General features: G+C 71.3%; 17 protein-coding genes and 1 pseudogene. 7 read left to right on the top strand and 11 right to left on the bottom strand.

The genetic code is table 11. The features are described from left to right. Nucleotides 1-65: 65 nt before the first annotated feature. Genes IG88_RS0109465 through IG88_RS0109445 form a run of 5 tightly spaced genes read right to left on the bottom strand, consistent with a single transcriptional unit; the run spans nt 66 to nt 5,384 of the window. Nucleotides 66-1,448 carry an MFS transporter gene (locus IG88_RS0109465; RefSeq protein WP_031037394.1) on the bottom strand — a complete coding sequence of 461 codons (1,383 nt, stop codon included), beginning with the start codon at nt 1,446-1,448 and terminating at the stop codon, nt 66-68. Between the two features lie 49 nt (nt 1,449-1,497). Continuing rightward, nucleotides 1,498-2,421, bottom strand: coding sequence for an amidohydrolase family protein (locus IG88_RS0109460; RefSeq protein ID WP_031037392.1), 924 nt, complete (start codon nt 2,419-2,421; stop codon nt 1,498-1,500). 17 nt (nt 2,422-2,438) lie between these two features. Continuing rightward, the gene (gene ligK / locus IG88_RS0109455; RefSeq protein WP_031037390.1) at nt 2,439-3,122 is read right to left on the bottom strand and encodes a 4-carboxy-4-hydroxy-2-oxoadipate aldolase/oxaloacetate decarboxylase; all 684 of its coding nucleotides are present in this window, start codon (nt 3,120-3,122) and stop codon (nt 2,439-2,441) included. Between the two features lie 52 nt (nt 3,123-3,174). Further along, on the bottom strand, nt 3,175-4,200 hold the full coding sequence (locus IG88_RS0109450) for an amidohydrolase family protein (RefSeq protein WP_031037389.1): 1,026 nt from the start codon (nt 4,198-4,200) through the stop codon (nt 3,175-3,177). Further along, complete coding sequence (locus IG88_RS0109445) at nt 4,197-5,384, bottom strand: 4-oxalomesaconate tautomerase (RefSeq protein WP_031037387.1); 1,188 nt, start codon at nt 5,382-5,384, stop codon at nt 4,197-4,199. The genes IG88_RS0109450 and IG88_RS0109445 overlap by 4 nt, the downstream gene beginning before the upstream one ends. Before the next feature lie 235 nt (nt 5,385-5,619). Here IG88_RS0109445 and IG88_RS0109440 point away from each other — a divergent pair, with 235 nt between their 5' ends. Then, a complete protein-coding gene (locus IG88_RS0109440) occupies nt 5,620-6,291 on the top strand; it encodes a GntR family transcriptional regulator (RefSeq protein WP_031037386.1) in 672 nt (223 codons plus the stop codon). An 825-nt stretch (nt 6,292-7,116) separates the two neighbouring features. Here IG88_RS0109440 and IG88_RS0109435 read toward each other — a convergent pair. Continuing rightward, nucleotides 7,117-8,145: a LacI family DNA-binding transcriptional regulator gene (locus IG88_RS0109435; protein WP_031037384.1), complete on the bottom strand. Its 1,029-nt coding sequence runs from the start codon at nt 8,143-8,145 to the stop codon at nt 7,117-7,119. Between the two features lie 481 nt (nt 8,146-8,626). On the opposite strand from IG88_RS0109435, the gene IG88_RS0109430 reads away from it, so the two are divergent. The 4 genes and pseudogenes from IG88_RS0109430 to IG88_RS38510 all read left to right on the top strand — a co-directional run bounded on the left by IG88_RS0109430 (nt 8,627) and on the right by IG88_RS38510 (nt 14,224). Continuing rightward, nucleotides 8,627-9,937 carry an extracellular solute-binding protein gene (locus IG88_RS0109430; RefSeq protein ID WP_031037381.1) on the top strand — a complete coding sequence of 437 codons (1,311 nt, stop codon included), beginning with the start codon at nt 8,627-8,629 and terminating at the stop codon, nt 9,935-9,937. After that, the gene (locus IG88_RS0109425) at nt 9,934-10,836 is read left to right on the top strand and encodes a carbohydrate ABC transporter permease (RefSeq protein WP_031037377.1); all 903 of its coding nucleotides are present in this window, start codon (nt 9,934-9,936) and stop codon (nt 10,834-10,836) included. Before IG88_RS0109430 ends, IG88_RS0109425 begins: the two co-directional genes overlap by 4 nt. Before the next feature lies 1 nt (nt 10,837). Next, nucleotides 10,838-11,734, top strand: coding sequence for a carbohydrate ABC transporter permease (locus IG88_RS0109420; RefSeq protein ID WP_031037375.1), 897 nt, complete (start codon nt 10,838-10,840; stop codon nt 11,732-11,734). 108 nt (nt 11,735-11,842) lie between these two features. Continuing rightward, a pseudogene (locus tag IG88_RS38510) lies at nt 11,843-14,224 on the top strand (glycoside hydrolase family 3 N-terminal domain-containing protein). A gap of 81 nt (nt 14,225-14,305) precedes the next feature. On the opposite strand, the gene IG88_RS0109410 reads toward IG88_RS38510, so the two are convergent. Then, a complete protein-coding gene (locus IG88_RS0109410; protein ID WP_031037371.1) occupies nt 14,306-15,493 on the bottom strand; it encodes a fumarylacetoacetate hydrolase family protein in 1,188 nt (395 codons plus the stop codon). Nucleotides 15,494-15,544: 51 nt separating this feature from the next. Beyond that, entirely contained in the window at nt 15,545-17,281 is a 1,737-nt protein-coding gene (locus IG88_RS0109405; RefSeq protein ID WP_031037367.1) for an IlvD/Edd family dehydratase, read from the bottom strand. 99 nt (nt 17,282-17,380) lie between these two features. Here IG88_RS0109405 and IG88_RS0109400 point away from each other — a divergent pair, with 99 nt between their 5' ends. Continuing rightward, complete coding sequence (locus tag IG88_RS0109400; RefSeq protein WP_031037365.1) at nt 17,381-18,136, top strand: FadR/GntR family transcriptional regulator; 756 nt, start codon at nt 17,381-17,383, stop codon at nt 18,134-18,136. Nucleotides 18,137-18,528: 392 nt separating this feature from the next. On the opposite strand, the gene IG88_RS0109395 is transcribed toward IG88_RS0109400, so the two are convergent. Further along, nucleotides 18,529-19,245: a TetR/AcrR family transcriptional regulator gene (locus IG88_RS0109395; protein ID WP_031037363.1), complete on the bottom strand. Its 717-nt coding sequence runs from the start codon at nt 19,243-19,245 to the stop codon at nt 18,529-18,531. A 99-nt stretch (nt 19,246-19,344) separates the two neighbouring features. Between IG88_RS0109395 and IG88_RS0109390 the strand changes: the two genes are divergently transcribed. Further along, nucleotides 19,345-20,547 (top strand): FAD-dependent monooxygenase, encoded by a 1,203-nt coding sequence (locus IG88_RS0109390; protein WP_031037360.1) that lies wholly within the window; start codon nt 19,345-19,347, stop codon nt 20,545-20,547. A gap of 25 nt (nt 20,548-20,572) precedes the next feature. Here IG88_RS0109390 and IG88_RS0109385 read toward each other — a convergent pair whose 3' ends face one another. Further along, complete coding sequence (locus IG88_RS0109385) at nt 20,573-21,430, bottom strand: ABC transporter ATP-binding protein (protein WP_051851850.1); 858 nt, start codon at nt 21,428-21,430, stop codon at nt 20,573-20,575. Next, nucleotides 21,427-22,416: an ABC transporter ATP-binding protein gene (locus tag IG88_RS0109380; protein WP_037835634.1), complete on the bottom strand. Its 990-nt coding sequence runs from the start codon at nt 22,414-22,416 to the stop codon at nt 21,427-21,429. Before IG88_RS0109380 ends, IG88_RS0109385 begins: the two co-directional genes overlap by 4 nt. Between the last annotated feature and the right edge of the window lie 4 nt (nt 22,417-22,420).

Raw genomic sequence — 22,420 nt, 5'->3', positions numbered from 1 at the left:
ACCCCACGCACGACGGGCGGGCCGGAGACGTTCGTTCCGGCCCGCCCGTCGTGCGTGGGTCGCCCTCAGGGGGCGGCGGTGACGGAGTGCGGCCGGGGCTGCGCGGCCGCCTCCGCCGCCAGCCGGCGCCGCCGGGTCGCCGGTCCGAAGACCGCCAGGACCAGTGCGCCGAGCGTCCAGGTTCCCGCGATGACCATGAAGACCGCCTGGTAGCCGACGCCGTTGTACACACCGGCGATCAGCAGCGGGCCCGCCGCGTTCGACAGCCGTCCCAGACCGTAGGCGATGCTGGTGCCCAGCGAGCGGCCCTCGGTGCTGTACAGCTCGGGGGCGTACGCGTACGCCAGGGCGGTGTAGCCCCGCTCGAACAGGTTGACCAGGAAGCCGAAGACGACGATCAGTACCGGGGTGAACGTCAGCCCGTACAGCAGGCCGGACGCGGCGATGACCAGGCCGAACACCACCAGGCACCACTTGCGCTCGAAGCGGTCGGTGACCAGCGCCGCGAGGAACGAGCCCAGCGGCGCGCCCACCGTCGTCAGCGCGATGTAGAAGATCGAGTTCTCCACGCTGACGCCCTCGGCGGCCAGCAGGGTCGGCGCCCAGCTCGAGTAGCCGAAGAATCCGATGGTCTGGGTGATCCACAGGACCGACAACAGGATCGTCGGGTACAGGAACTTCTTGTCCTTGAGCATGCCCAGGCCCGGCTTGGCCACGGGGCCCTTGGGCTTGGGCCGCTGCGGCTCGGACAGCGGGCCGTGCTCGGCCACCGCGTGGGCCTCGATGCGGGCCAGCGTCGCCTCCGCCTCCTCGTGCCGGCCGCGTGTCTCCAGCCACAGCGGAGACTCCTCGAGGCGGCGCACGAGGAACAGGAAGAGCGCGCCCAGCGAACCCCACAGGTAGACCAGCCGCCAGGACCAGTCGGACATCGGCACCACGGCGGAGGCGATGAGGTTGGTGACGGGCGTGCCGCAGATGCCGATGACGATGGCGTACGCCTGGAACTTCCCGCGTCTGGCGCTGGGGAACAGCTCGCTGATGTAGACGACGGCGACGACGGTCATCGCGGACAGGCCCGCCGACGTCAGCACGCGGAACAGTCCGAGGGACCAGATGTTCCAGGCGAAGACGCAGGCGAACGACCACACCGTGAACCAGAGGGTGGTCAGGGTCAGGGTGCGTTTGCGGCCCAGTCGGTCGGCCAGTCCACCGGCCACGACGGCGCCGACGAACATGCCCACGAAGGACAGTGAGGTGACGTAGGCGACGTGGTCGACGTCGGCGCCCCACTGTTCGCGCACCACCGGCGCCGTGATGGCGAAGGTGTTGATGTCCGCGAACTCGAAGAAGTACGCGAAGGCCACCGCGAGGATGGTCCGCCGATGGAACTTGGTGATCGGCAGCCGGTCGAGCCGGTTCGCCGCGTTGGTGGTGCGGATGTGCTGCACTGCACGCTCCAGGGAAGGGAGGACCCGTCTCACCGGGCCGAGGGGGACGTCAGCGGGTCTCTTCGGGCCAGTACAGACGCAGGGGATTGTCGACCAGCAGCGCCCGCTGCCGCTCGGCGGTGGTCGCGAGGTGCGGGATGTGGTCGACGAGCAGGCCGTCGTCGGGCATGTGGTCCTTCAGGTTGGGATGCGGCCAGTCGGTGCCCCACAGCGTCCGGTCGGTGAACTCCTCGACGACCTTGCGTGCGAACGGCACCACGTCCCGGTAGGCGTGCCGCTCCCCGTCGAGCGCGGGCGGTCCCGAGACCGTCAGCCGCTCGGGGCAGGACACCTTCACCCACACGTCGTTCGCCTCCACGAACCGCAGGAAGCGCGCGAACTCGGGTCCGTCCGCGCCGCGGGTGACGTCGGGACGGCCCATGTGGTCGATGACCAGCGGTACCGGCAGGGAGGCGAAGAACGATTCCAGGTCCGGCAGGTCCGCCGCCTCGAAGTAGAGGACGACGTGCCAGCCCAGCGGCGCCACCCGGCGGGCCACTGCCTCCAGGGCCTGCCGCGGAGCCGCGTCCACCAGGCGCCGGACGAAGTTGAAACGCACTCCGCGCACCCCGGCGTCGTGCAACCGCCGCAGTTCGGCGTCGGTGACGTCGGGGCGGACCGTCGCCACGCCCCGGGCGCGCGAGCCGGCCGTTCGCAGGGCGTCCACCAGGGCGCTGTTGTCCGCGCCGTGGCAGGTGGCCTGCACGATCACGTTGCGGCTGACGCCCAGGTGGTCGCGCAGTGCGAACAGGTCGTGCTTGGAGGCGTCGACCGGTGTGTACTTCCGCTCGGGGGCGAAGGGGAACTCGGCGGCGGGGCCGAAGACGTGGCAGTGGGCGTCGACCGCTCCCGGCGGCAGGACGAAGGCGGGTCTGGCCGGGCCGCGGTACCAGTCGAGCCAGCCGGGGGTGACCGTGGGGTTCCGGTCGGTCATGGAGGTGCTCCTCGATCTCAGTCGACGTAGGTGAGGCCGAGCTCGGCCAGCGGGCCGCGCATCCCGTACAGGTCGAGGCCCAGCTCGCCGGCGCGGAACCGCTCACGCTTGCCCTCTTCCGCCGCCTCGCGCCGCGCGGACGCCTCGGCGACCTCGGCGGCCCGGGCGGCGGGCACGACCACCACCCCGTCGGTGTCGGCGACGATCACGTCACCTGGATTGACCAGGGCGTTGGCGACGACGACGGGCACGTTCACCGAACCGAGGGTGGCCTTGACGGTGCCCTTGGCGTTGACGGCCCGGGAGAAGACGGGGAAGTCCATCCTGCGCAGGTCGTCCACGTCGCGGCAGCCCCCGTCGATCACCAGGCCCCGGGCGCCCCGGGCTCGCAGCGAGGTGGCGAGCAGCTCACCGAAGAAGCCGTCCTCGCTCTCCGTGGTGCAGCCGGCGACCACCACGTCGCCGTCGCGGACCTGCTCGGCGGCGACGTGCAGCATCCAGTTGTCGCCGGGCTGGAGCAGCACGGTGACCGCGGTCCCGCACAGCTTCGCGCCCTCGTACACCGGCCGTATGCAGGGGCGCATCAGGCCGAGGCGGCCCATCGCCTCGTGCACGGTCGCGACCCCGAACCGTGACAGGGCCTCCACGGCGGCCGGGTCGGCACGGTCGACGGTCCGGTGGACGACTCCGAGGTGGTGCATGGTGCGGCTCCTTGCTTTCGAGAGGGCTTCCGGCCCCGCGGGGACGGGCGGGTCAGCGGCCCTGGGCGGTCAGACGGGCGTCGAGGCGGGGGTAGATCCGACGGGCGTTGTGCTCCTGCACGGCCGCGAGGTCTTCGGGGGCGAGGCCCGCCTTCTCGACGTAGCGGCGGGTGTCGTCGAAGTGGTGGCCGGTGCGCGGGTCGATGCCGCGCACCGCGCCCACCATCTCGGAGGCGAAGAGGACGTTCTTCACGGGTATCACCTCCAACAGCAGATCGATGCCGGGCTGGTGGTAGACGCAGGTGTCGAAGAAGACGTTGCGCAGCAGCGACTCCTCCGGCTCGGGACGGCCGAGCGCCTGCGCCAGGCCCCGGAACCGGCCCCAGTGGTACGGGACCGCGCCGCCGCCGTGCGGGATCACCAGTCGCAGGTTCGGGAAGTCGGCGAACAGGTCGCCCTCCAGCAACTGCATGAACGCAGTGGTGTCGGCGTTGAGGTAGTGGGCCCCGGTGGTGTGGAAGGCGGGGTTGCAGCTGGTGGAGACGTGCACCATGGCCGGCACGTCCAGCTCGACGAGCTTCTCCCACACCGGGTACCAGGACCGGTCGGTCAGCGCGGGAGCGGTCCAGTGACCCCCGCTCGGGTCCGGGTTGAGGTTGACGGTGACCGCGCCCAGCTCCAGTACCGCCCGTTCGATCTCCGGGATCACGGTGGCCGGGTCCGCGCCGGGGGACTGCGGCAGCATCGCCCCGGGGACGAAGCGGTCCGGGTACAGCTCGGACACGCGGTGGCACAGGTCGTTGCAGATTCGCGCCCAGGCGGCGGAGGTCGCGAAGTCGCCGATGTGGTGCGCCATGAACGAGGCCCGGGGGGAGAAGACGGTCACGTCGATGCCGCGTTCGTCCATCAGCCGCAGTTGGTTGCTCTCGATCGACTCACGGATCTCGTCGTCGCCGATCACCGGTCCCGCCGGATCCGGCGCCCGCAGCGGGTCGGTGAGCGCGGCCGTCTGCGCGTCACGCCACTGCCCGAGGGGGGCGGGGGCCGTGGTGTAGTGACCGTGGATGTCGATGATCACGCGTGCTTCTCCTGAGAGGTGGGAGTGGGGTCCCAGACGGATCGGGGGACGAGCAGGTCGCCGGCCATGAGCAGCCGGGCGGTGCGCAGCAGCGCCGAGCGTGTCACCCGCTGCGGGTCGGCGGGGTCGAGGCCCAGCGTGACGCTGAACTCACCGGACGGGTGCTCGACGGAGACGGTGGGCTCGGCGCCGGACACCCCGCCCGCCACGTCCCGGGCGACCGTCCCCTCGATGACGCAGGCGGTGGCGGCGGTGACGGCGGCCAGCACGCCGATGGACCGGTGGCAGACCCGGGGGATGAGGCTGCGGGTGCTGAGGGTGCCGCCGTCGCGGGGCGGCGCGACCAGGGTCATCTTCGGGTAGTTGCGCTCGCCGACGTCGCCCAGGCCCATCGCCTTTGCGCACACCAGGCGCAGCGCCTCCACGCGGGCCTTGAGCGCTTCGTCGGTGTCGATGTCGTCCGGGGACTCGTAGCCGGTCGCGCCCAGGCGGGCGGCCTCGACGATCACCAGCGGCTGGCCGTTGTCGATCAGGGTGACGTCCACGGGGCCGAGCCCCGGCGCTTCCACGGTGTCGCGGACGTGTCCGGTGGGCAGCAGGGCGCCCGCGACGGAACCGGCGGTGTCCACGAAGCCGATCTCGACCGGGGCGGCGGTGCCGGGGACACCGTCGATGCGGGCGGCGCCTTCGTAGGCGACGTGCCGGATCCCGGACGGGCCGGCCGGTGTGGCGACGGTGATCTCGGCGACCATGCCGGTGTTGCGGGTCAGCACCCGTGCCGTCGTGCGGTCCCCGGCCGGTACGACCATGCCGGTCTCGACGGCGAAGGGCAGCACGGCGGCGAGCATGTTGCCGCAGTTGGCCGACGTGTCGACGGTGTCCCCGTCGGGCTGCACCTGCGCGAAGGTCCACTCCAGGTCGATCCCGGCCTGCGTGCTCGGGCGCACCAGACCGGTCTTGCTGGTCAGGGGGTGTGCCCCGCCGATGCCGTCGATCTGCCGTGGGTCGGGCGAGCCCAGCGCCGCCAGCAGGACGGCGTCCCGGCGGGCGGGGTCGGCGGGCAGCAGCCGCGCGTCGAAGAGGGGCCCGCGCGACGTGCCGCCTCGCATGAACAGGCAGGGGATCGCGGTCTGGGAGCCGCGTCGGGTGACCTCGGGGGCCCGGGCGGCTGCGACGGCGGGCATGGTCGCTCCTTCGCTGTGGATCGGTCTGGGTGAGCATCGTTGGATCGGTCTGGGTGAGCGGCGTGGGCCGGTGCACGAGAAGCTAAATCATCAACAAGATTGTTGACAAGATGTTTCGACGAAAATGCTCACCTGCTGGGATCCCGGGTGCTGTCGTCTCCGCGCCGCGCACTAGGGTTCTTCCAGCGAGAGCCGCCGGGAACGGATGACGGAAGACGAGGAAGAGGTCGACGGAGTGACGGACAAGCTTACGGGCGCTGTCGGCCGCGAGTATGTGGCGAACGCCATCAGGCAGGCCCTGCGCTCCGGGGACCTGGTGCCGGGACAGCGGCTCGTCGAACTCGACCTCGCGGAGTCCTACGGCACCACACGCGGCGCCGTCCGCGAGGCGCTGCAGGACCTCGCGGCCGAGGACATCGTCGAGATCGTCCCCCGCCGCGGCGCCCGGATCCGCGCGGTGTCCGTCGAGGAGGCCGTGCAGATCACCGAGTGCCGGTCGGCGCTCGAGCAGTTGTGCGCGCGCAAGGCAGCCACCCGGGCGGACGAGGGGCAGCGCGCCGAACTGCTGCGGATCGGCGCCGGCATGCGGCAGGCCGTCGCCGACGGCGCCTGGGACGCGTACTCCGCCCTCAACCAGCGCCTCCACGAACTGGTGGTCGAGGCCAGCGGGCAGGAGGTCGCCCGCCGCCAGCTCGAGCGGCTGAACGGGCCGATGGTCCGCTTCCAGTTCCGGCTGGCCCTGCGGCCCGGGCGTCCCGCCCAGTCCCTGCCTCAGCACCTGGCGATCATCGACGCGGTGGCCGGCGGCGACCCCGAGGCGGCGGCACGGGCGGCCGCGGCGCACCTGGACGACGTGATCGAACAGCTCCGGTCGTCGGCGGCGCAGCCCCCGGTGCCCGGCCGCTGACGGGCACCGCCGCCGGCCCGCAGACGACCGCTTCCGCTGCCCCCGAGGCCGTCGGCCCGGCACTGCGCTCAAGCGGAGGGAGCCTCCGGGACACGGCCGCGGCGGTGCGCGAGTTCCGTGGGTATCCTGGCCACGCCCCAACCATGACTGTTGGCGCAGGCGCAGAACCGCCCCCTGGTCGAGGAGGCGGTCCTGGTTCCTTTGACGGACGCCGGACTGCGGACTAGCGGCTCGTCACCACCTGGAGCAGCAACTGCAGGAGACCGGTGACGAAACACCAAAAGTTCCAGTCCGGTTGTTCGTTGTCCACGGTGTCACCTCCGCGCGGCCTCGGGACTCGTGGTTCCGGAGGGGCCGCCTCCTCCGGGCCGCGGCACCGGAGGGGATGAGGGACGGGACGACGAACGCCCGCGGCAGATTCTACGGGGCCTTCCTGGGGCGCTCCGCATGACAACTTTCTTTTGGTGAGCCGCTGTTGGCCTTCTTTACGTGGTGCCTGCCGCGTGCGGGGCCGGCTCTTCACCGTCGCGGGACGTCGCTGCAGGTCGCCGCGCGGCCCCCGGTTCCGAGGCCGGCACGTGCCGTGGGGGGAAGTGATTCGTGGGCCGCCCCCGCGGGCTTGGAGAACAGCACCCGCACCCCCGGTTTGGACCACGGACCGTACCTGTGCGACGGTGCCGTGCACCAGGGGCCGCCCGACCGCGCAGGACAACGCGGCGTCGTACTTGTCCGCGTGGCGCGTGGTGTACCGCTCGGGGCGGCGCGTGAAGAGCGGGTGCGACCGAGACCTCTCCCCCATGGCCGCTGTCGGTCCCTCCCCGGCGCTCACCCGCGCTCGGGAGGGTCTTCGCGTGGCGGTGCGGTCGAGGCGCGTACCACGAGTTCGGTGGCGAGCTCGATGTGGTGGGACTCGACCTTCTCGCCGTTGGCGAGCCGGAGCGCGGTACGCAGGGCCGCAGCGCCCATCTCCCTCAGTGGCTGGCGCACTGTGGTGAGGGGCGGTGAGGCCATCCGGGCGAGGCTCGTGTCGTCGAAGCCGACCACGCTCAGGTCTTCCGGGACGCGCAGGCCCCGGCCCCGGGCGGTCTCGACGACCCCGACGGCGATCTCGTCGTTGCCTGCGAAGATCGCCGTCGGTGGTTCCCGCAGGCCCAACAGGGCAGCGGCACCCAGCAGTCCCGTCTCGTGGGTGAACTCCCCCGGCCGGACGTAGCCCTCGGGCACCTCCGCCCCGCCCGCCTCCATGGCGGCGCGGTAGCCGTGCATGCGTGCCTGGTTGCACACGGCCATGGCGGGTCCGCCGAGGTAGGCCACGCGGCGGTGGCCCAGGGAGAGCAGGTGCTGCGTCGCGGCCAGGCCGCCGGCGAAGTTGGTGGCCCCGACGCTGTGCACCCGGCTGTCCGGCAGGTGCAAGGGGTCCAGCACGACCAACGGCAGCCCGGACCGGGCCAGTTCGTTCAGGTGCGCCGCGGTGTAGACGCTGGTGACCGCGATGACGGCACGACGCCCGGCGGAGACCAGGTCCCGGGCCCAGTGCGGGGCATGGGACGCCTTGCTGATCACCACCGACGCACCGAGTTCGGAGGCGGAGTCGACGATCCCCTCCAGGGTCTCGGCGACGTAAGACTTCAGGCCGCCCTTGAACTGCACCTCGATGGTCGGGCTTTCGACGGACTCGGTGTGACGGAAGACGGGGGCGAGATAGTCGTGGTGGTGCAGCAACTCCTGCACCCGGGCGCGGGTCTGCGGTGACACGTCACCGCGACCGTTCACCACTTTGGACACGGTCGCGACGGAGACCCCGGCCGCTTGGGCGATGTCCGCCAAAGTGGTGCGTCGCGCGCTCGGTCGCATCGGTTCCCTCCCGTATACGTCCACCGGTGCGGCGAGTTGCCGTCGAGCCAGGCAACGCGGGTGGAGCCGGTCAACAGTACGGCACCCCCGCCACGCACCCGTCCGCCCCCCGGACGCCCTGGGGTGCCGACGAGCCCCGGGGTTTGCACCGGTCCGGAAGCGGCGCTGTGACGCCTCGGCAGTACCTGACCAGCTCCACCTGACCAGCTCCGCCGGCACTCAGGTCCGGATCACCGCCCTGCACGTCTACCCTAAGCCGACTGCTTTCGAAACAGTTTCGAGCCGGACAGCGGCTCGTCAGCCGACCACAACACCCGGACGGCGCAGGGGACTTACGCATCCCGGAAGGAACAGGCACGGCTCTTGACAGCCCATCAGCCCGAAACCTAATTTGCACGGACAGAGCACGGAGAAAGCTGTTTCGAAAACCTTTCACCATGACTCACGAGAAGCCGGTGGCTCTCGAGTGCGGAGAAATGACATGGCGCTCTCCCGACGTACCCTCCTCGGCCTGGCCGCCACGGTGCCGGTCTCCGCGGCACTGGCGGGCTGCGGCTCCTCCGGTCCCGGCAAGAGCGGTGGTGGGGCCACATACTGGTACCTGAATGGCCAGCCGCAGGAAGGTGTCCGAGCCGGCGCGGTGGACGCGTTCAACAAGGCCCATCCCGACGGCCGGATCGACGACACGACGTTCCAGAACGACGCGTACAAGACGAAGATCAAGACAGCCATCGGTGCGGGACAGGCACCGACCATCATCTGGGGCTGGGGCGGCGGGACACTGCGCACCTACGCGGAAGCGGGCCAGGTCGAGGACCTCACCCCGTGGTTCGACGAGCACCCCGACGTCAAGAAGGGGCTCTTCCCGTCCTCGTTCGGCGCGGCGACCGTCGACGGCAGGATCTACGCGATGCCGTGCGAGACCGTGCAGCCGATCATCCTCTACTACAACAAGAAGGTCTTCGACCAGGTCGGCGTGGAGCCGCCGGAGTCGTGGGACGACCTCATGGCGCTGGTGCCCAGGTTCAACGCGAAGGGCATAGCGCCGCTCTCCCTCGGTGGCCAGTCCCGGTGGACGAACATGATGTGGCTGGAGTTCCTGTTCGACCGCATCGGCGGCCCCGAGGTCTTCCAGGCCGTCGTCGAGGGCGAGAAGGACGCCTGGTCCAACCCGGACGCCATCACCGCGCTGACCAAGGTGCAGGAGCTGGTCAAGGCGGACGGGTTCGTCAGGGGCTTCTCCTCCATCACCGCGGACTCCAACGCCGACCAGGCGCTGCTGTACACCGGCAAGGCCGCGATGATGCTGCACGGTGCGTGGTCGTACGGCATCCAGCAGGCCGACGGCGGGGACTTCGTCCCCGGCGGCGGACTGGGCTACATGAACTTCCCGCCCGTCGAAGGCGGCAAGGGTGATCCGGACAACGCGGTCGGCAACCCCGCGCAGTACCTGTCCATCTCCTCGAAGGCAGGCGACGAGGAGAAGAAGATCGCGAAGGAGTTCTTCGCGACGGGTGTCCTCCAGGACGCCGAGGTGAAGGCGTGGATCGACAACGGATCGGTGCCGGTCCGGCTGGGCACGGAGAAGCTGCTGGCCGCCTCCAAGAGTGCCGATTTCCTCCAGGTCAACTACGGCATCGCCAGCAGGGCCAAGACGTTCGTGCAGTCCTGGGACCAGGCGCTCGGTCCGACGGCCGCCGAGACCCTGCTGGACAACATCGTCAAACTGTTCCAGCTTTCCATCTCCCCGCAGCAGTTCGCCGGCAACCTCAACGCGGTCACCGGCGCATGAGCGCGCTCACCGGTCATCCGCCTCGCCGCCGACCGCGCAGCGTCCTTCCCTGGCTGGCGACACCGGCCCTGGTGGTCTTCGTCGGCTTCGCCGTGGTCCCGCTCCTCGGCGTCTTCGCACTGAGCTTCACCACCTGGGACGGGATCGGCGCGATCCACCGGTCGGGGCTGACCAGTTGGCGCGAAGTGCTCACCGACCCCGGGCTGCCGCACGCCCTCTGGGTGACCTTCATGGTGATGGCGGTGTCGTGGGCCGTTCAGACGCCGCTGAGCATTCTGCTCGGGACGTTCCTGGCAGGCCGCCAGCGCTACCGTGCGGTGCTCGGCGTGGTGTACTTCGTCCCTCTGATGCTCAGCTCCGCGGCCATCGCCATCGCGTACAAGGCCCTGCTGGACCCCAACTTCGGCCTCGGGGCCGGGCTGAAGCTGCACCTGCTCAGCCAGGACTGGCTGGGGCGGCCCGGGCTCGCCTTCGGCATCGTCGTCTTCGTCGTCTCCTGGCAGTTCGTTCCGTTCCACTCCCTGATCTACCAGGGCGGTGTCCAGCAGATCCCGGAATCCCTCTACGAAGCAGCCCAGTTGGACGGTGCCGGACGGATCCGGCAGTTCTTCAGCATCACGCTGCCCCAGCTGAGATACACCATCATCACCTCCTCCACGCTGATGGTGGTCGGGTCGCTGACCTTCTTCGACCTCATCTTCGTCCTGACCGAAGGCGGTCCCGGCGACGCCACCCGGGTCCTGGCACTGGACATGTACAAGCGGGGGTTCCAGGCCAGTCTGATGGGACCGGCCAGCGTCATCGCGGTCGTCCTCGTTCTGGTGGGGCTGGCCCTCGCCCTGCTGCTGCGCCGGCTGGGTGGCCGCGACGCCGGTGCGAGCCAACTCGATGGAGCCTGACGTGACCACCACGCTGCCCCGCGCACGACGACCCCGCAGCCCCGTCCCGCGCGAGCGGCAACGCCGCTCCGCAGTGACGGCACGCCGACGCAACTGGGCCGGCGGCCTGGCCGGATGGCTGTGGCTCGTCGTCGTGGCCGTCCCCCTGTACTGGACCCTCATCACCAGTTTCAAGGCCCAGAGCCGCTACTACGCGAGCAATCCGCTGGTGCCTTCGGGCGACCCCACACTGGACAACTACCGGCTGGTCATCGAGTCCGGCTTCCTCCGCTACTTCCTGAACAGCGTCGTGGTCACCGCGGGCGCCGTGGTGCCGGCCATCGTGTTCTCCTTCATGGCGGCCTACGCGATCGTGCGGGGCCGGCGCATGCGGGTGCTGCGCGCCATGAACGGGCTGTTCCTCATGGGCCTGGCCATCCCGTTGCAGGCGACGGTGATCCCGGTCTACCTGATCATCATCAAACTGCGGCTCTACGACACCCTGCTGGCGCTGATCCTCCCGTCGATCGCCTTCGCCATCCCCCTGTCGGTGCTGGTGCTCGCCAACTTCATCCGGAACGTGCCCGACGAGCTGTTCGACTCGATGCGGGTCGACGGCGCCGGCGAATGGACGACGCTGTGGCGTCTGGCGGCACCACTCACCCGGCCCGCCATCCTCACCGTGACCATCTTCAACGCGCTGACCATCTGGAACGGCTTCCTGCTGCCGCTGGTGCTCACGCAGAGTCCGGAGCGCCGGACCCTGCCGCTCGCGCTGTGGACCTTCCAGGGCCAGTACGGGGTCAATGTCCCCGCGGTTCTCGCCGCCGTCGTCCTCACCACACTGCCCGTCCTGATCCTGTACGCGTTCGGCCGCCGTCAACTGCTGAGCGGACTGACCGCCGGGTTCAGCCGTTGAGCGACTCCGACGTTGGAACCGGCCCCGGCCCGTTCCGCCCCGAGTCCTGCCCGTCTACTCGTCCGCCCGTCGCGCCCGGTCGAGGGTCCGCGGGCCGTGGGAGGGAAAGTGAACGCCAACGTGGCCATGGACGACACCGCCAAAGTCCCCCGCTGGAACGACACCGCGGTTTCCGTCACCGCGAGAGTCGACGCCCTGATCGACGCGATGACCCTCCAGGAGAAGACCGCCCAGTTGTACGGAGTCTGGGTGGGCGCCTCCGATCAGGGGGGTGAAGTGGCTCCCCACTAGCACGACATGGAGGAGGCCGTTGATCTCGACGCGCTTCTGCCCACCGGACTGGGCCAGTTGACCCGGCCCTTCGGCACGGTCCCGGTCGACCCCGCCCTGGGCGCGCTGTCCCTGGCCCGCACCCAGGCCCGGATCGCCGGCACCAACCGGTTCGGCATCCCCGCCCTCGCGCACGACGAGTGTCTGGCCGGCTTCGCCGCCTGGGGTGCGACGGCCTACCCCGTCCCGTTGTCGTGGGGCGCCACCTTCGACCCCGAGGCGGTGCGGCGCATGGCCGCCGCCATCGGCCGCGACATGCGGTCCGTCGGCGTCCACCAGGGGCTCGCGCCCGTACTGGACGTCGTACGCGACGCCCGCTGGGGCCGGGTCGAGGAGACCATCGGCGAGGACCCGTACCTCGTCGGCACCATCGGAACGGCGTACGTGCAGGGTCTCGAGTCGGCCGGGATCGTCGCCACCCTCAAGCACTTCGCCGGCTACTCGGCCTCCCGCGCCGGGCGCAACCTCGCCCCCGCGTCCATGGGCCCGCGTGAACGCGCCGACGTCCTGCTGTTCCCCTTCGAGATGGCGGTCCGTGAAGGCGGCGCGCGATCGGTCATGAACGCCTACACCGACACCGACGGCGTTCCCTCCGCCGCCGACGAGGAACTGCTCACCGGGCTGCTGCGCGACACCTGGGGCTTCGACGGCACGGTCGTCGCCGACTACTTCGCCATCGCCTTCCTCAAGACCCTGCACGGCGTCGCAGCCGACTGGGCCGACGCCGCCGGCCTGGCGCTGCGGGCGGGCGTCGACGTCGAGCTGCCCAACGTCAAGACGTACGGCGCGCCCCTTGCCGCGGCCGTCGCCGACGGGCGTGTCCCGGAGGCGTTGGTCGACCGGGCCTGTCGCCGGATACTCACCCAGAAGGTGAGGCTCGGCCTGCTCGATCCGGACTGGAACCCGCTGCCTGCCGCGCTTGAAGGGGCCGCCCTCGACGAACCCTCCGCCCTGCGCGGCCGGATCGACCTGGACAGCCCGGAGAACCGGGCGCTGGCCCGCACGGTCGCCGAGGAAGCCGTCGTGCTGTTGAGCAACGACGGCATGCTGCCGCTCGCGGCGCCGCGCCGCATCGCGCTGGTCGGCCCCAATGCCGACGAGGCCGTCGCCGTACTGGGCTGCTACTCCTTCCCCCAGCACATCGGCGTCCGCCACCCCGGGACCCCGCACGGCATCGAGTTGCCCACGCTGCGCGCCGCCCTCTCCGCCGAGTTCCCCGACGCCCAGATCACGGTCGCCCGCGGCACCGGCGTCGACGACGGGGACCTCACCGGCCTGGGTGAGGCCGCCCGGGTGGCACGCGAGGCCGACATCGCCCTGGTGGTGCTCGGCGACCGCGCCGGGCTCTTCGGGCGGGGCACCAGCGGTGAAGGCTGCGACGTCGAGACGCTGGCACTGCCCGGGGCGCAGCAGCAACTGCTCGACACCCTCCTCGACGTGGAGACGCCCCTGGTCACCGTGCTGCTCGCGGGACGGCCGTACTCCCTCGGCCGAGCCGTGGAGGAGTCCGCGGCGATCGTGCAGTCGTTCTTCCCCGGTGAGGAGGGCACTCGCGCGATCGCCGGTGTGCTCGGCGGCCGCGTCAACCCGTCGGGACGGCTCCCGGTCAGCGTGCCGCGCGGGCCGGGGTCCCAGCCGGCCACCTATCTCGGAGCGCGGCTCGCCCACCTCGGCGAGGTGTCCAGCATCGACCCGACGCCGGCGTTCTCCTTCGGCCACGGCCTGTCCTACACCCGGTTCGACTGGACGGACCTGAGCGTGGACGCCCGGGAGGCACCGACGGACGGCGCGTTCACCCTCGGCCTCACCGTCCGCAACACCGGCGGGCGGTCCGGAACCGAGGTCGTCCAGCTCTATCTGCACGACCCGGTCGCCTCCGTCGTCCAGCCGGTGCAGCGCCTCGTCGGCTACGCCCGGGTCGACCTGGAGCCGGGTGAGGCCCGGCGTCTGCGGGTCACCGTTCCGGCCGACCTCGCCTCGTTCACCGGACGCGACGGCCGGCGCGTGGTCGAACCCGGCGAACTGGAGCTCAGGCTGGCCGCCTCCAGCGCCGATCCACGCCTGACGGCCAGGGTCACGCTGACCGGTGCCGCACGCCGCCTCGACCACACGCGGCGGCTGCGTGCTGCGATCGAGCAGGCGCCGGCTGCCCGGGCGTGAGCCGGGTGAGCCGGGACGTCCCGGCGTTCGGTCGCGGTGCCGGCGGGCGCCCGGCCGGCGGCCCGGGGGTCCCGGCCTGCCTCACAGAACCCCGCGGCGGGCCAGGTTGCGCGTCAGCGCCCGTACGCCGAACGTCCAGGGCGCGGCCTGCTCGCTGGGGACGACGGTGTTGACCAGAGCGCCGAGCCGCGGGCTGGAGATCCGGACGACGTCGCCGTACTCGTGGGTGAAGCCGGCGCCGGGTGCCCGTCGGTCCTCGGTGGGGGCGAACAGCGTTCCGGTGAACAGCACGAAGCCGTCCGGGTACTGGTGGTGCGGACCGTACGTGGCGGCCACCAGGTCCTGTACGTCGCGGCTGATCTCGCGCATGGAGCTGCTGCCGTGCAGGAGGTAGCCGTCCGCGCCGTCGATCCGCAGGTCGACGTCCAGCCCGCGTACGGTGTCGAGGCCGAAGCCGTCGTCGAACAGGCGGATGAACGGGCCGATCGCGCACGAGGCGTTGTTGTCCTTCGCGCGGGACAGCAGCAGGGCGCTGCGTCCCTCGATGTCACGCAGGTTGACGTCGTTGCCGAGCGTCGCACCGCGCACCCGGCCGCGTGAATCCACGACGAGGACGACCTCGGGTTCGGGGTTGTTCCACACCGAGGCGCCGAGGACTCCGATGTCGGCGCCGGTGCCGACCGCGGACAGTACCGGCGCCTTGGTGAACACCTCCGGGTCCGGCCCGATGCCGACCTCCAGGTACTGCGACCACAGTCCCTCGGCGACCAGCAGGTCCCTGGCCCTGTCCGCCTCGGGTGATCCGGGTCGGATGCCGTCGAGCGCGCCGCCCACCGCCTGCCCGAGGCGGGCCCGCACCCGTGCCGCCTGCGCCGGGTCGCCGCCGGTGCGCTCCTCGATGACGCGTTCCAGCAGGCTCCGGGCGAAGGTGACACCGGCCGCCTTGATCACCTGCAGGTCGACGGGGGCGAGCAGATGGGCCGCATCACGGCGACCGGTGGGCGCCTCAAGGAGTTCGTCCAGGCTCCAGACCTGTCCTCCCCCGGCCTCGCGGACGACTGCCGCAGCGTCGTCGCGTTCCATGAGGTCGGAGACGGTGGGCACGACGCCCGTCAGGTCGACGACCCGCTCGCCGCGAACCGCGGCCACACACGGCCCGTCGTGCTCCGGGGCGTGGACGCGCGCGACGAGGGCCGCGCGGTCGGTGTCCTCCGGCAGAACGGATCCGGTGGTGAGGACCGGACGGGGGCGTGCTGTTGCCGCTTCCACGGTCGATGCTCTCCTGGGTTCGAGGGAGGGGTGGTGGTCCGGGACCCGGGCTCAGTGGGAGTCGCGGGGGACCTCGTGTCCACGGCTTCCGCGCAGGAATCCGAAGTCGGCGCCCCGGTCGGCCTGTTCCACGTTCTGCGTGTACAGCCAGGTGTAGCCGCTGTCGTGCCGCTCGGCGGGTGCCCGCCACGTCTGCCGGCGCCGGGCTAGTTCGGCGTCGTCGACGTCCAGGCGCAGGGTGCGGTTCGGGACGTCGAGGACGACGGGGTCGTTGTCACGGACCAGGGCGAGGGGTCCGCCGACGGCTGCCTCCGGCGCCACGTGCAGGACCACCGTCCCGTAGCCGGTGCCGCTCATCCGGCCGTCGCAGACGCGCACCATGTCGGTGACACCGGCCTTCAGCAGCTTGGCGGGAAGCGGGACGTTGGAGACCTCGGGCATGCCGGGGTAGCCCCTGGGGCCGGCGTTGCGGATGACGATGACGGTGTTCTCGTCGATGTCGAGTTCCGGGTCGTCGGCCACCTCGTGGTAGGCCTCCGGGGAGTCGAAGACGCGCGCGGGGCCGCGGTGGGTGAGCAGGTGCGGCGAGGCGGCGGACTGCTTGATCACGGCCCCGTCGGGACACAGGTTGCCGCGCAGGACGGCGATACCGCTGCCGGCCGGCTGGAAGGGGGCGTCGAGGCGGGTGATGACGTCGGAGTCGAGGCGTTCGGCGTGCTCGGTGTTCTCGGCGACGGTGCGTCCGGTGACCGTGATCTGGTCGCCGTGCAGCAGCTCCCCGTCGAGCAGCTCGGCCAGGACCGCCGGGAGGCCGCCCGCGTAGCAGAAGTCCTCCATGAGGTACGTGCCGCTGGGCATCAGGTTGACCAGCGTCGGCACCGCGCGGGCCAGGTCGTCGAAGTCCGACAGGTTCAACTCGACGCCTACGCGGCCGGCGAGGGCGGTCAGATGGATGACCGCGTTCGTGGATCCGCCGATGGCCGCGTTGACCCGGACGGCGTTCTCGAACGCCTCCCGGGTGAGGATCCGCGAGGGGCGCAGCTCCTCCTCCACCATCCCCACGATGCGCCGGCCGGCCGCCTGCGCGGTCTCCATCCGGCGGGAGTCGACAGCGGGCCAGGCCGCGGAGCCCGGCATCTGCATGCCCAGCGCCTCGGCCACGCAGGCCATCGTCGAGGCGGTTCCCATCGTCATGCAGTGGCCGTTGGAGCGGGCCATGCAGCCCTCGGCGAAGAAGCACTCCTCCTCGGTCATCCGGCCGGTCTTCAGGTCTTCCTCGAACTTCCACACATGGGTGCCGGATCCCACGTCCTCGCCCCGGTACTTGCCGTTGAGCATCGGCCCGCCGGTGACCATGACGGCGGGCAGGTCGACGCTGGCGGCTCCCATGAGCATGGCGGGTGTCGTCTTGTCGCAGCCGGACAGCAGCACGACACCGTCGAGCGGGTTGGCCCGGATGAGTTCCTCGACCTCCATGGCCATCAGGTTGCGGTACAGCATGGCGGTGGGACGCATCAGGGTCTCGCCGGTGGCCATCGTGGGGAACTGCAGGGGCAGGCCCCCCGCCTGCCACACCCCGCGCTTGACGGCTTCGGCGACGCGGGTCAGATGGGCATTGCACGGGGCGAGTTCGGAAGCGCTGGTCGCGATGCCGATGACGGGGCGCCCATCGAACACCTCGTGCCCGAAGCCCTGGTTGCGCATCCAGGAGCGGTACACCATTCCGCTGCGTCCCCGTGCGCCGAACCATGCCTGGCTGCGGCGACTCGTCTGCTGACCGTCCGTCATGTGGCACTCCCGTGGCTCCGGCGTCGTGCGCTTCGCGATGGGGCGTACTCGGGCGGGGCCCGCGGGCCGTACCCTGTCACTCAATCATTAAATGATTCGATGAATGGCGTCCAGGGGGCGGAGGACGTGGTGCATTTCCTGACCGCGCACCAGCGAGTGGTCGACGAACTCGGGCGGCGCATCGTGGGCGGCACGTGGGAACCGGGGGATCCGCTGCCGGTCGAGGACGCGCTCGCGGCGGAGATCGGCGTCAGCCGAGGGGGATTGCGGGAGGCGGTGAAGGCACTGGTCGCCAAGGGCATGCTGCGCGTGCGCCCGCGCACCGGCACGCGCGTGCTGCCGCCTGAGCACTGGAACCATCTGGACCGTGACGTACTGCGCTGGAAACAAGCCGGGGACGCCACGGCTCTTCTGCGTGACACGGGTGAACTGCGCCGGATCGTCGAGCCGGAGGCGGCCCGGCTCGCCGCCGACCGGGCAGGCCCCGACGACGTACGAGTCCTGTGCGAGTCCCTGGCGGCCATGGAGGCCGCGGCGGCGGCTCCCGACCGCGACGGGTACATCGAGGCCGACATCGCCTTCCACCGGGCCCTGCTCGACGCCAGCGGCAACCGTCTCCTCGGCTCGCTGGGCCGCGCCGTCGAGATCGCCCTGGAGCACAGCTTCCTCGTCAGCACGCAGACCCCCGGCGCGGTGGAAGCCTCGTTGCCGGGTCACCGAGCCGTCGTGCGGGCCGTCGAGAGGCGCGATCCCGTGGCCGCGGCGGATGCCGTACTGGCTCTGGTCGAAGCCGCGGAACGCGAGATCGCCCAGTCCCCCGGAAGGCCGGGCGGGCCTCCGGGCGATCCCGCCTGACCTGTCACGATCATGACGGGACCGGCGCAGCGGCGATCCACCCGGCGTCCGGCCCGCGAAGATCCGCAACGAGGTGAACGCACTCGATCCGCGAGGGCGGGGATCCGCGACCGCATGGGGCTCATCGAGCAGAGTGGGCTGCCGCGGCTGCTGGAGGCGCGCGATCCCCGGCGAGTACTCCACGCACGAGCTGGGCACCCAGCCCGAGGCTTACGGCCCGGCGCTCGACGTCGACTTCCCCCCGCTGCGTGAGGATCTGACCGGCGCCGGGCGCAGCCAGGCTGCCCGAGGCGGTCGGCAGGCCGTCTGGGGCGGGTCGAAGAAGCTGCTCGTCGGCGACCAGGAGCCGCTCGCCGACGAGCAGGAGCCCTACGACTCGACTGGTACAGCGGTCATCGAGCGCGCTGGTCGATCAGTGCGGCCAAGCCGTCCAGAATGCGCTGGAGGCCGAACTCCCATGCCTGGTCCTGCCCCTCGGACCGGGCTGCCGAGGCAAGGGCCGCGGTGAGCGCGGGAAATTGCTCGCCGTGTGTCTGCATCAGCTTGCCGAGGATGCCCCCGAGCTGGGCCTCGGGGTTGCCCGCGGGACCCGCTGCGCGGGCTTGCTGTGCCATGGCGCGTACGTGACCGGTCAGCAGAACTGCGGTGTCCATCCGCTCCGCACCGCTCAGCCCCGTTCCGTCCAGCGCGGAGACGGCACGCTCCATCCAGGACAGCTCCCCGGGCCCCATGATCCGCGGTCCGACGGCGGCTTCCAGCGCCCAGGGGTGTCGGCGAAAGACAGTGAGCAGCCGGCGGGCCCAGTCCTCCATCTGCTCCCGCCAGCCACCACGCGCCTCTCCTGCCGCCGGGTAGGGGCCGATCGCACCGTCGACCATCAACGCGACCAACTCGGCCTTGCCCGGCACGTACCGGTACAGCGCCATCTTGGTGACGCCCAGTTGCGCCGCGACCCGCTGCATGGAGACCTCGGCCAACCCGCTGCAGTCGGCGATATCGATGCCGGCCCGCGCGATGCGGGCCAAGTCGAGTGTCGGCCTGGGGCCCCGCGCGGGCTTCGGGTGCGGCCCCCACAGCAGCCGCACCGTCTCGGCGTGCTCGTCGCTCAAGTCCCCTCCGGTCCTGCCTTGTCGGAGCAATTCAACTGCGTCTATGGTACACAGTAAACATCTGTATCCACCGGACACAGTTTTAGTGAGAGGTATCCCTTGAACAGGAACGTCCTCATCTCCGGCGCGAGCATCGCCGGCCCGGCGCTGGCCTACTGGCTGGGGCGCCACGGTTTCACCCCCACCGTCGTCGAGCTCGCCCCGGCCCTGCGCAAGGGCGGTCACGCCGTCGACTTTCGCGGCAAGACCCATCTGACCGTCCTGGATCGCATGGGCCTGCTGCCGGAGCTGCGCCGCATCCAGACCAGCGGCAGCCCGATGCGCTTCGTCGACGAGGCCGGTCGGACACTGCTGCATCTGCCCGCCGAGTTCGCCGGCGGCGAGATAGAGGTCCTCCGCGAAGACCTGGCCCGGGTGCTGTACGAGCGCAGCGCCCCCCACACCGAGTACGTCTTCGGCGACTCGATCACCGGCCTGACCGAGACCGCGTCCGGCGTGCGGGTCGAGTTCCAGAGCGGCACCTCACGCGACTTCGACCTCGTGATCGGGGCGGACGGGCTGCACTCCAACGTCCGCCGCCTCGCCTTCGGCCCGGAGCAGGACTACGTCAGCCATCTCGGCTACTACGCCGCCACGTGGGCTCTGCCCAGCGACAGCCACCCGGGACCGGCAAAGGGCTCAGTCGGCTACAACGCACCGGGGCGGCTCGCCTCCGTCGGCGCCGACCACCGGGACCCGGCACGGGCGGGAGCGTTCTTCGTCTTCGCCTCGCCCGTGTTGTCGTACGACCGGCACGACCCCGAGCAGCAGAAGAAGTTGATCGCCGATGCCTTCTCCGGCCTCGGCTGGGAGGTGCCCCGCCTGCTGGCCTCTCTTGATCAGGCCCCCGACCTGTACTTCGATTCGATCAGCCGGGCGGACGTGGACACCTGGTCCACGGGGCGGGTGTGCCTCGTCGGCGATGCCGCCTGCGGGGCCACCATCGGCGGCATGGGTACGGGAACCGCGATGGTCGCCGCCTACGTCCTGGCCGGCGAGCTGGCGCAAGCCCGGGGCGAGCACCGGACGGCCTTCGCCCGCTACGAGAGCAGGCTCCGCACATACGCCAAGGGCTGCCAGACAGGCGGCGACCGCACCGGGAAGTTCCTCGCCCCCGCCACCGCCGTCGGCATCCGCCTCCGCAACGCCCTGCTCTCCCGTCCCCTCTTCCTGAACGGCATGCTCAAGCTGGGCGAGAGAGTCAGCAGCACCGTGGCCCTGCCGGACTATCCAGCCGGCCCGGCCGCGTCGGCTGATAAGTGAAAGGGACTTCGGTCGCACCGGCCCGTCAGTGGCGAGCCCCCTCCGGCGCGGTGGCCCCGCGGGTGCGTACCGCGGCTGCCGGGTCCCAGCCGCGGCGGGGAACCGAGGCCAGCAGCAACCGGGTGTACTCGTTCTCGGGTGCGGTCAGCAGCCGCGCGGTCGGGCCCTGTTCGACGACGGAGCCGCGACGCATCACCAGCGTCTCGTCGGTGACGTGCTGGACCACGGCGAGGTCGTGGCTGATGAAGACGAGGGCCAGACCGGTGTCCTGCCGGATGTCGACGAGCAGCCGCAGGATCTGCGACTGGATGGACACGTCCAGTGCGGCCACCGCTTCGTCCAGGACGAGGACGCGCGGGTTCACCGCCAGGGCCCGTGCGATGGCCAGCCGCTGCTGTTGGCCGCCCGACATCTCGTGCGGGCGGGCACCGGCCTCGCGGGAGCCCAGGCCGACCCGGTCCAGGAGTTCCTCGATCCGTGCGTCCGCGTCGCAGGCGCCGTGCAGGCTCAGCGAGGTGGACAGGCACTGGCGTGCGGTCAGCCGGGGGTCGAGTGAGAGGTACGGGTCCTGGAAGACCATCTGGATCTCCCGGGCCCGGGCGAGGCGTTCGCCACGACCGCGGCGGCGGCCCGCCGTCCGGTCCCGTCCGTCGACGCCGACCGTTCCCGCGTCGGGTCGGACGAGTCCGACGAGCATGCGGGCGACGGTCGTCTTGCCGGAGCCCGACTCACCGACGATGCCGACCGACCCACCCGTCGGCAGGGTGAACGACACGTCGTTCGCGGCGACGAGGCTGTCTCCGCCGGGGAGACGGTAGGTCTTGCGCAGCCCGTCGGCGACGAGCAGCGGCGGGGCCGTGGGCACGGCTTTCGTGGCGGTCACGGGATGCTCCTCGCTGTCGGTCCGGCGGTGGCCGCCGCTGCTTCGGGCAACCGGCGGCAGTCGGCCTCGCCGCCGTCGGGGAGTTCTGTCGTTTGCGGGGTCCACGACTCACAGGCGGACTCGGCCTGGGGGCACCGCGCGGCGAACGGGCAGCCCTCGGACGCGTCGGCGAGTGACGGGGGCCGGCCGGGGACGGGCCGCAGGGGGCGGGGCACGCCGAGTTCGGGCGAGCAGTCGAGCAGCGCGCGGGTGTAGGGGTGGCGGGCGTGGTCGAACAGGCTCTTCCCGGGCCGGTGTTCCACGATGCGGCCCGCGTACATGACGTACACGCGGTCGCAGTAGGCGGCGGCCAGGTGCAGGTCGTGGGTGATGAACAGCATCCCCGTCTCCCGCCGTCGCCCCAGGTCGCGCAGCAGGGCGAGGATCTCCGCCTGGGTGGTGACGTCCAGGGCGCTGGTGGACTCGTCCGCCAGGATCAGGTCGGGGTCGGCGGCGAGTGCGCCGGCGATCACGACGCGCTGGAGCATGCCGCCGGACATCTCGTGCGGGTACTGGCGCAGGCGGCGGGCCGGATCGTTCAGGCCGACGTCGTCGAGGAGTTCGACGGCTCGTTCGCGGGCGGTGCGGCGGTCGTGGCCGCCGATGTGCAGGAGGCGTTCGACGAGGAAGTCGCCGACGCGGTGGACGGGGTTGAGGGCCGAGCGCGGGTTCTGGTGGATCATCGCCACGCGCCGGGCCCGGTGCTCGCGCAGCGCGGTGTCGGTCATGGTCAGCACGTCGTTTCCGGCGACCGCCACCCGCCCGTGCGCCGCGGCGTCCTCGGGCAGGACGCGCAGCACGGCCTTGGCGGTGGTGGACTTGCCGGAGCCGGACTCGCCGACGAGGCCGACGACTTCGCCCGCGGCCACCCGCAGGGACACGTTGGCGAGGAGCGGCCGGGCGGCGCCGGGCAGGTGGACGGTGAGTCGGTCGATGTCGAGCAGCACGGGG

The sequence above is a fragment of the Streptomyces sp. NRRL F-5650 genome (assembly GCF_000721365.1).
Lineage (GTDB): Bacteria > Actinomycetota > Actinomycetes > Streptomycetales > Streptomycetaceae > Streptomyces > Streptomyces ardesiacus.
This window is presented reverse-complemented; position numbering and strand designations above follow the sequence as displayed.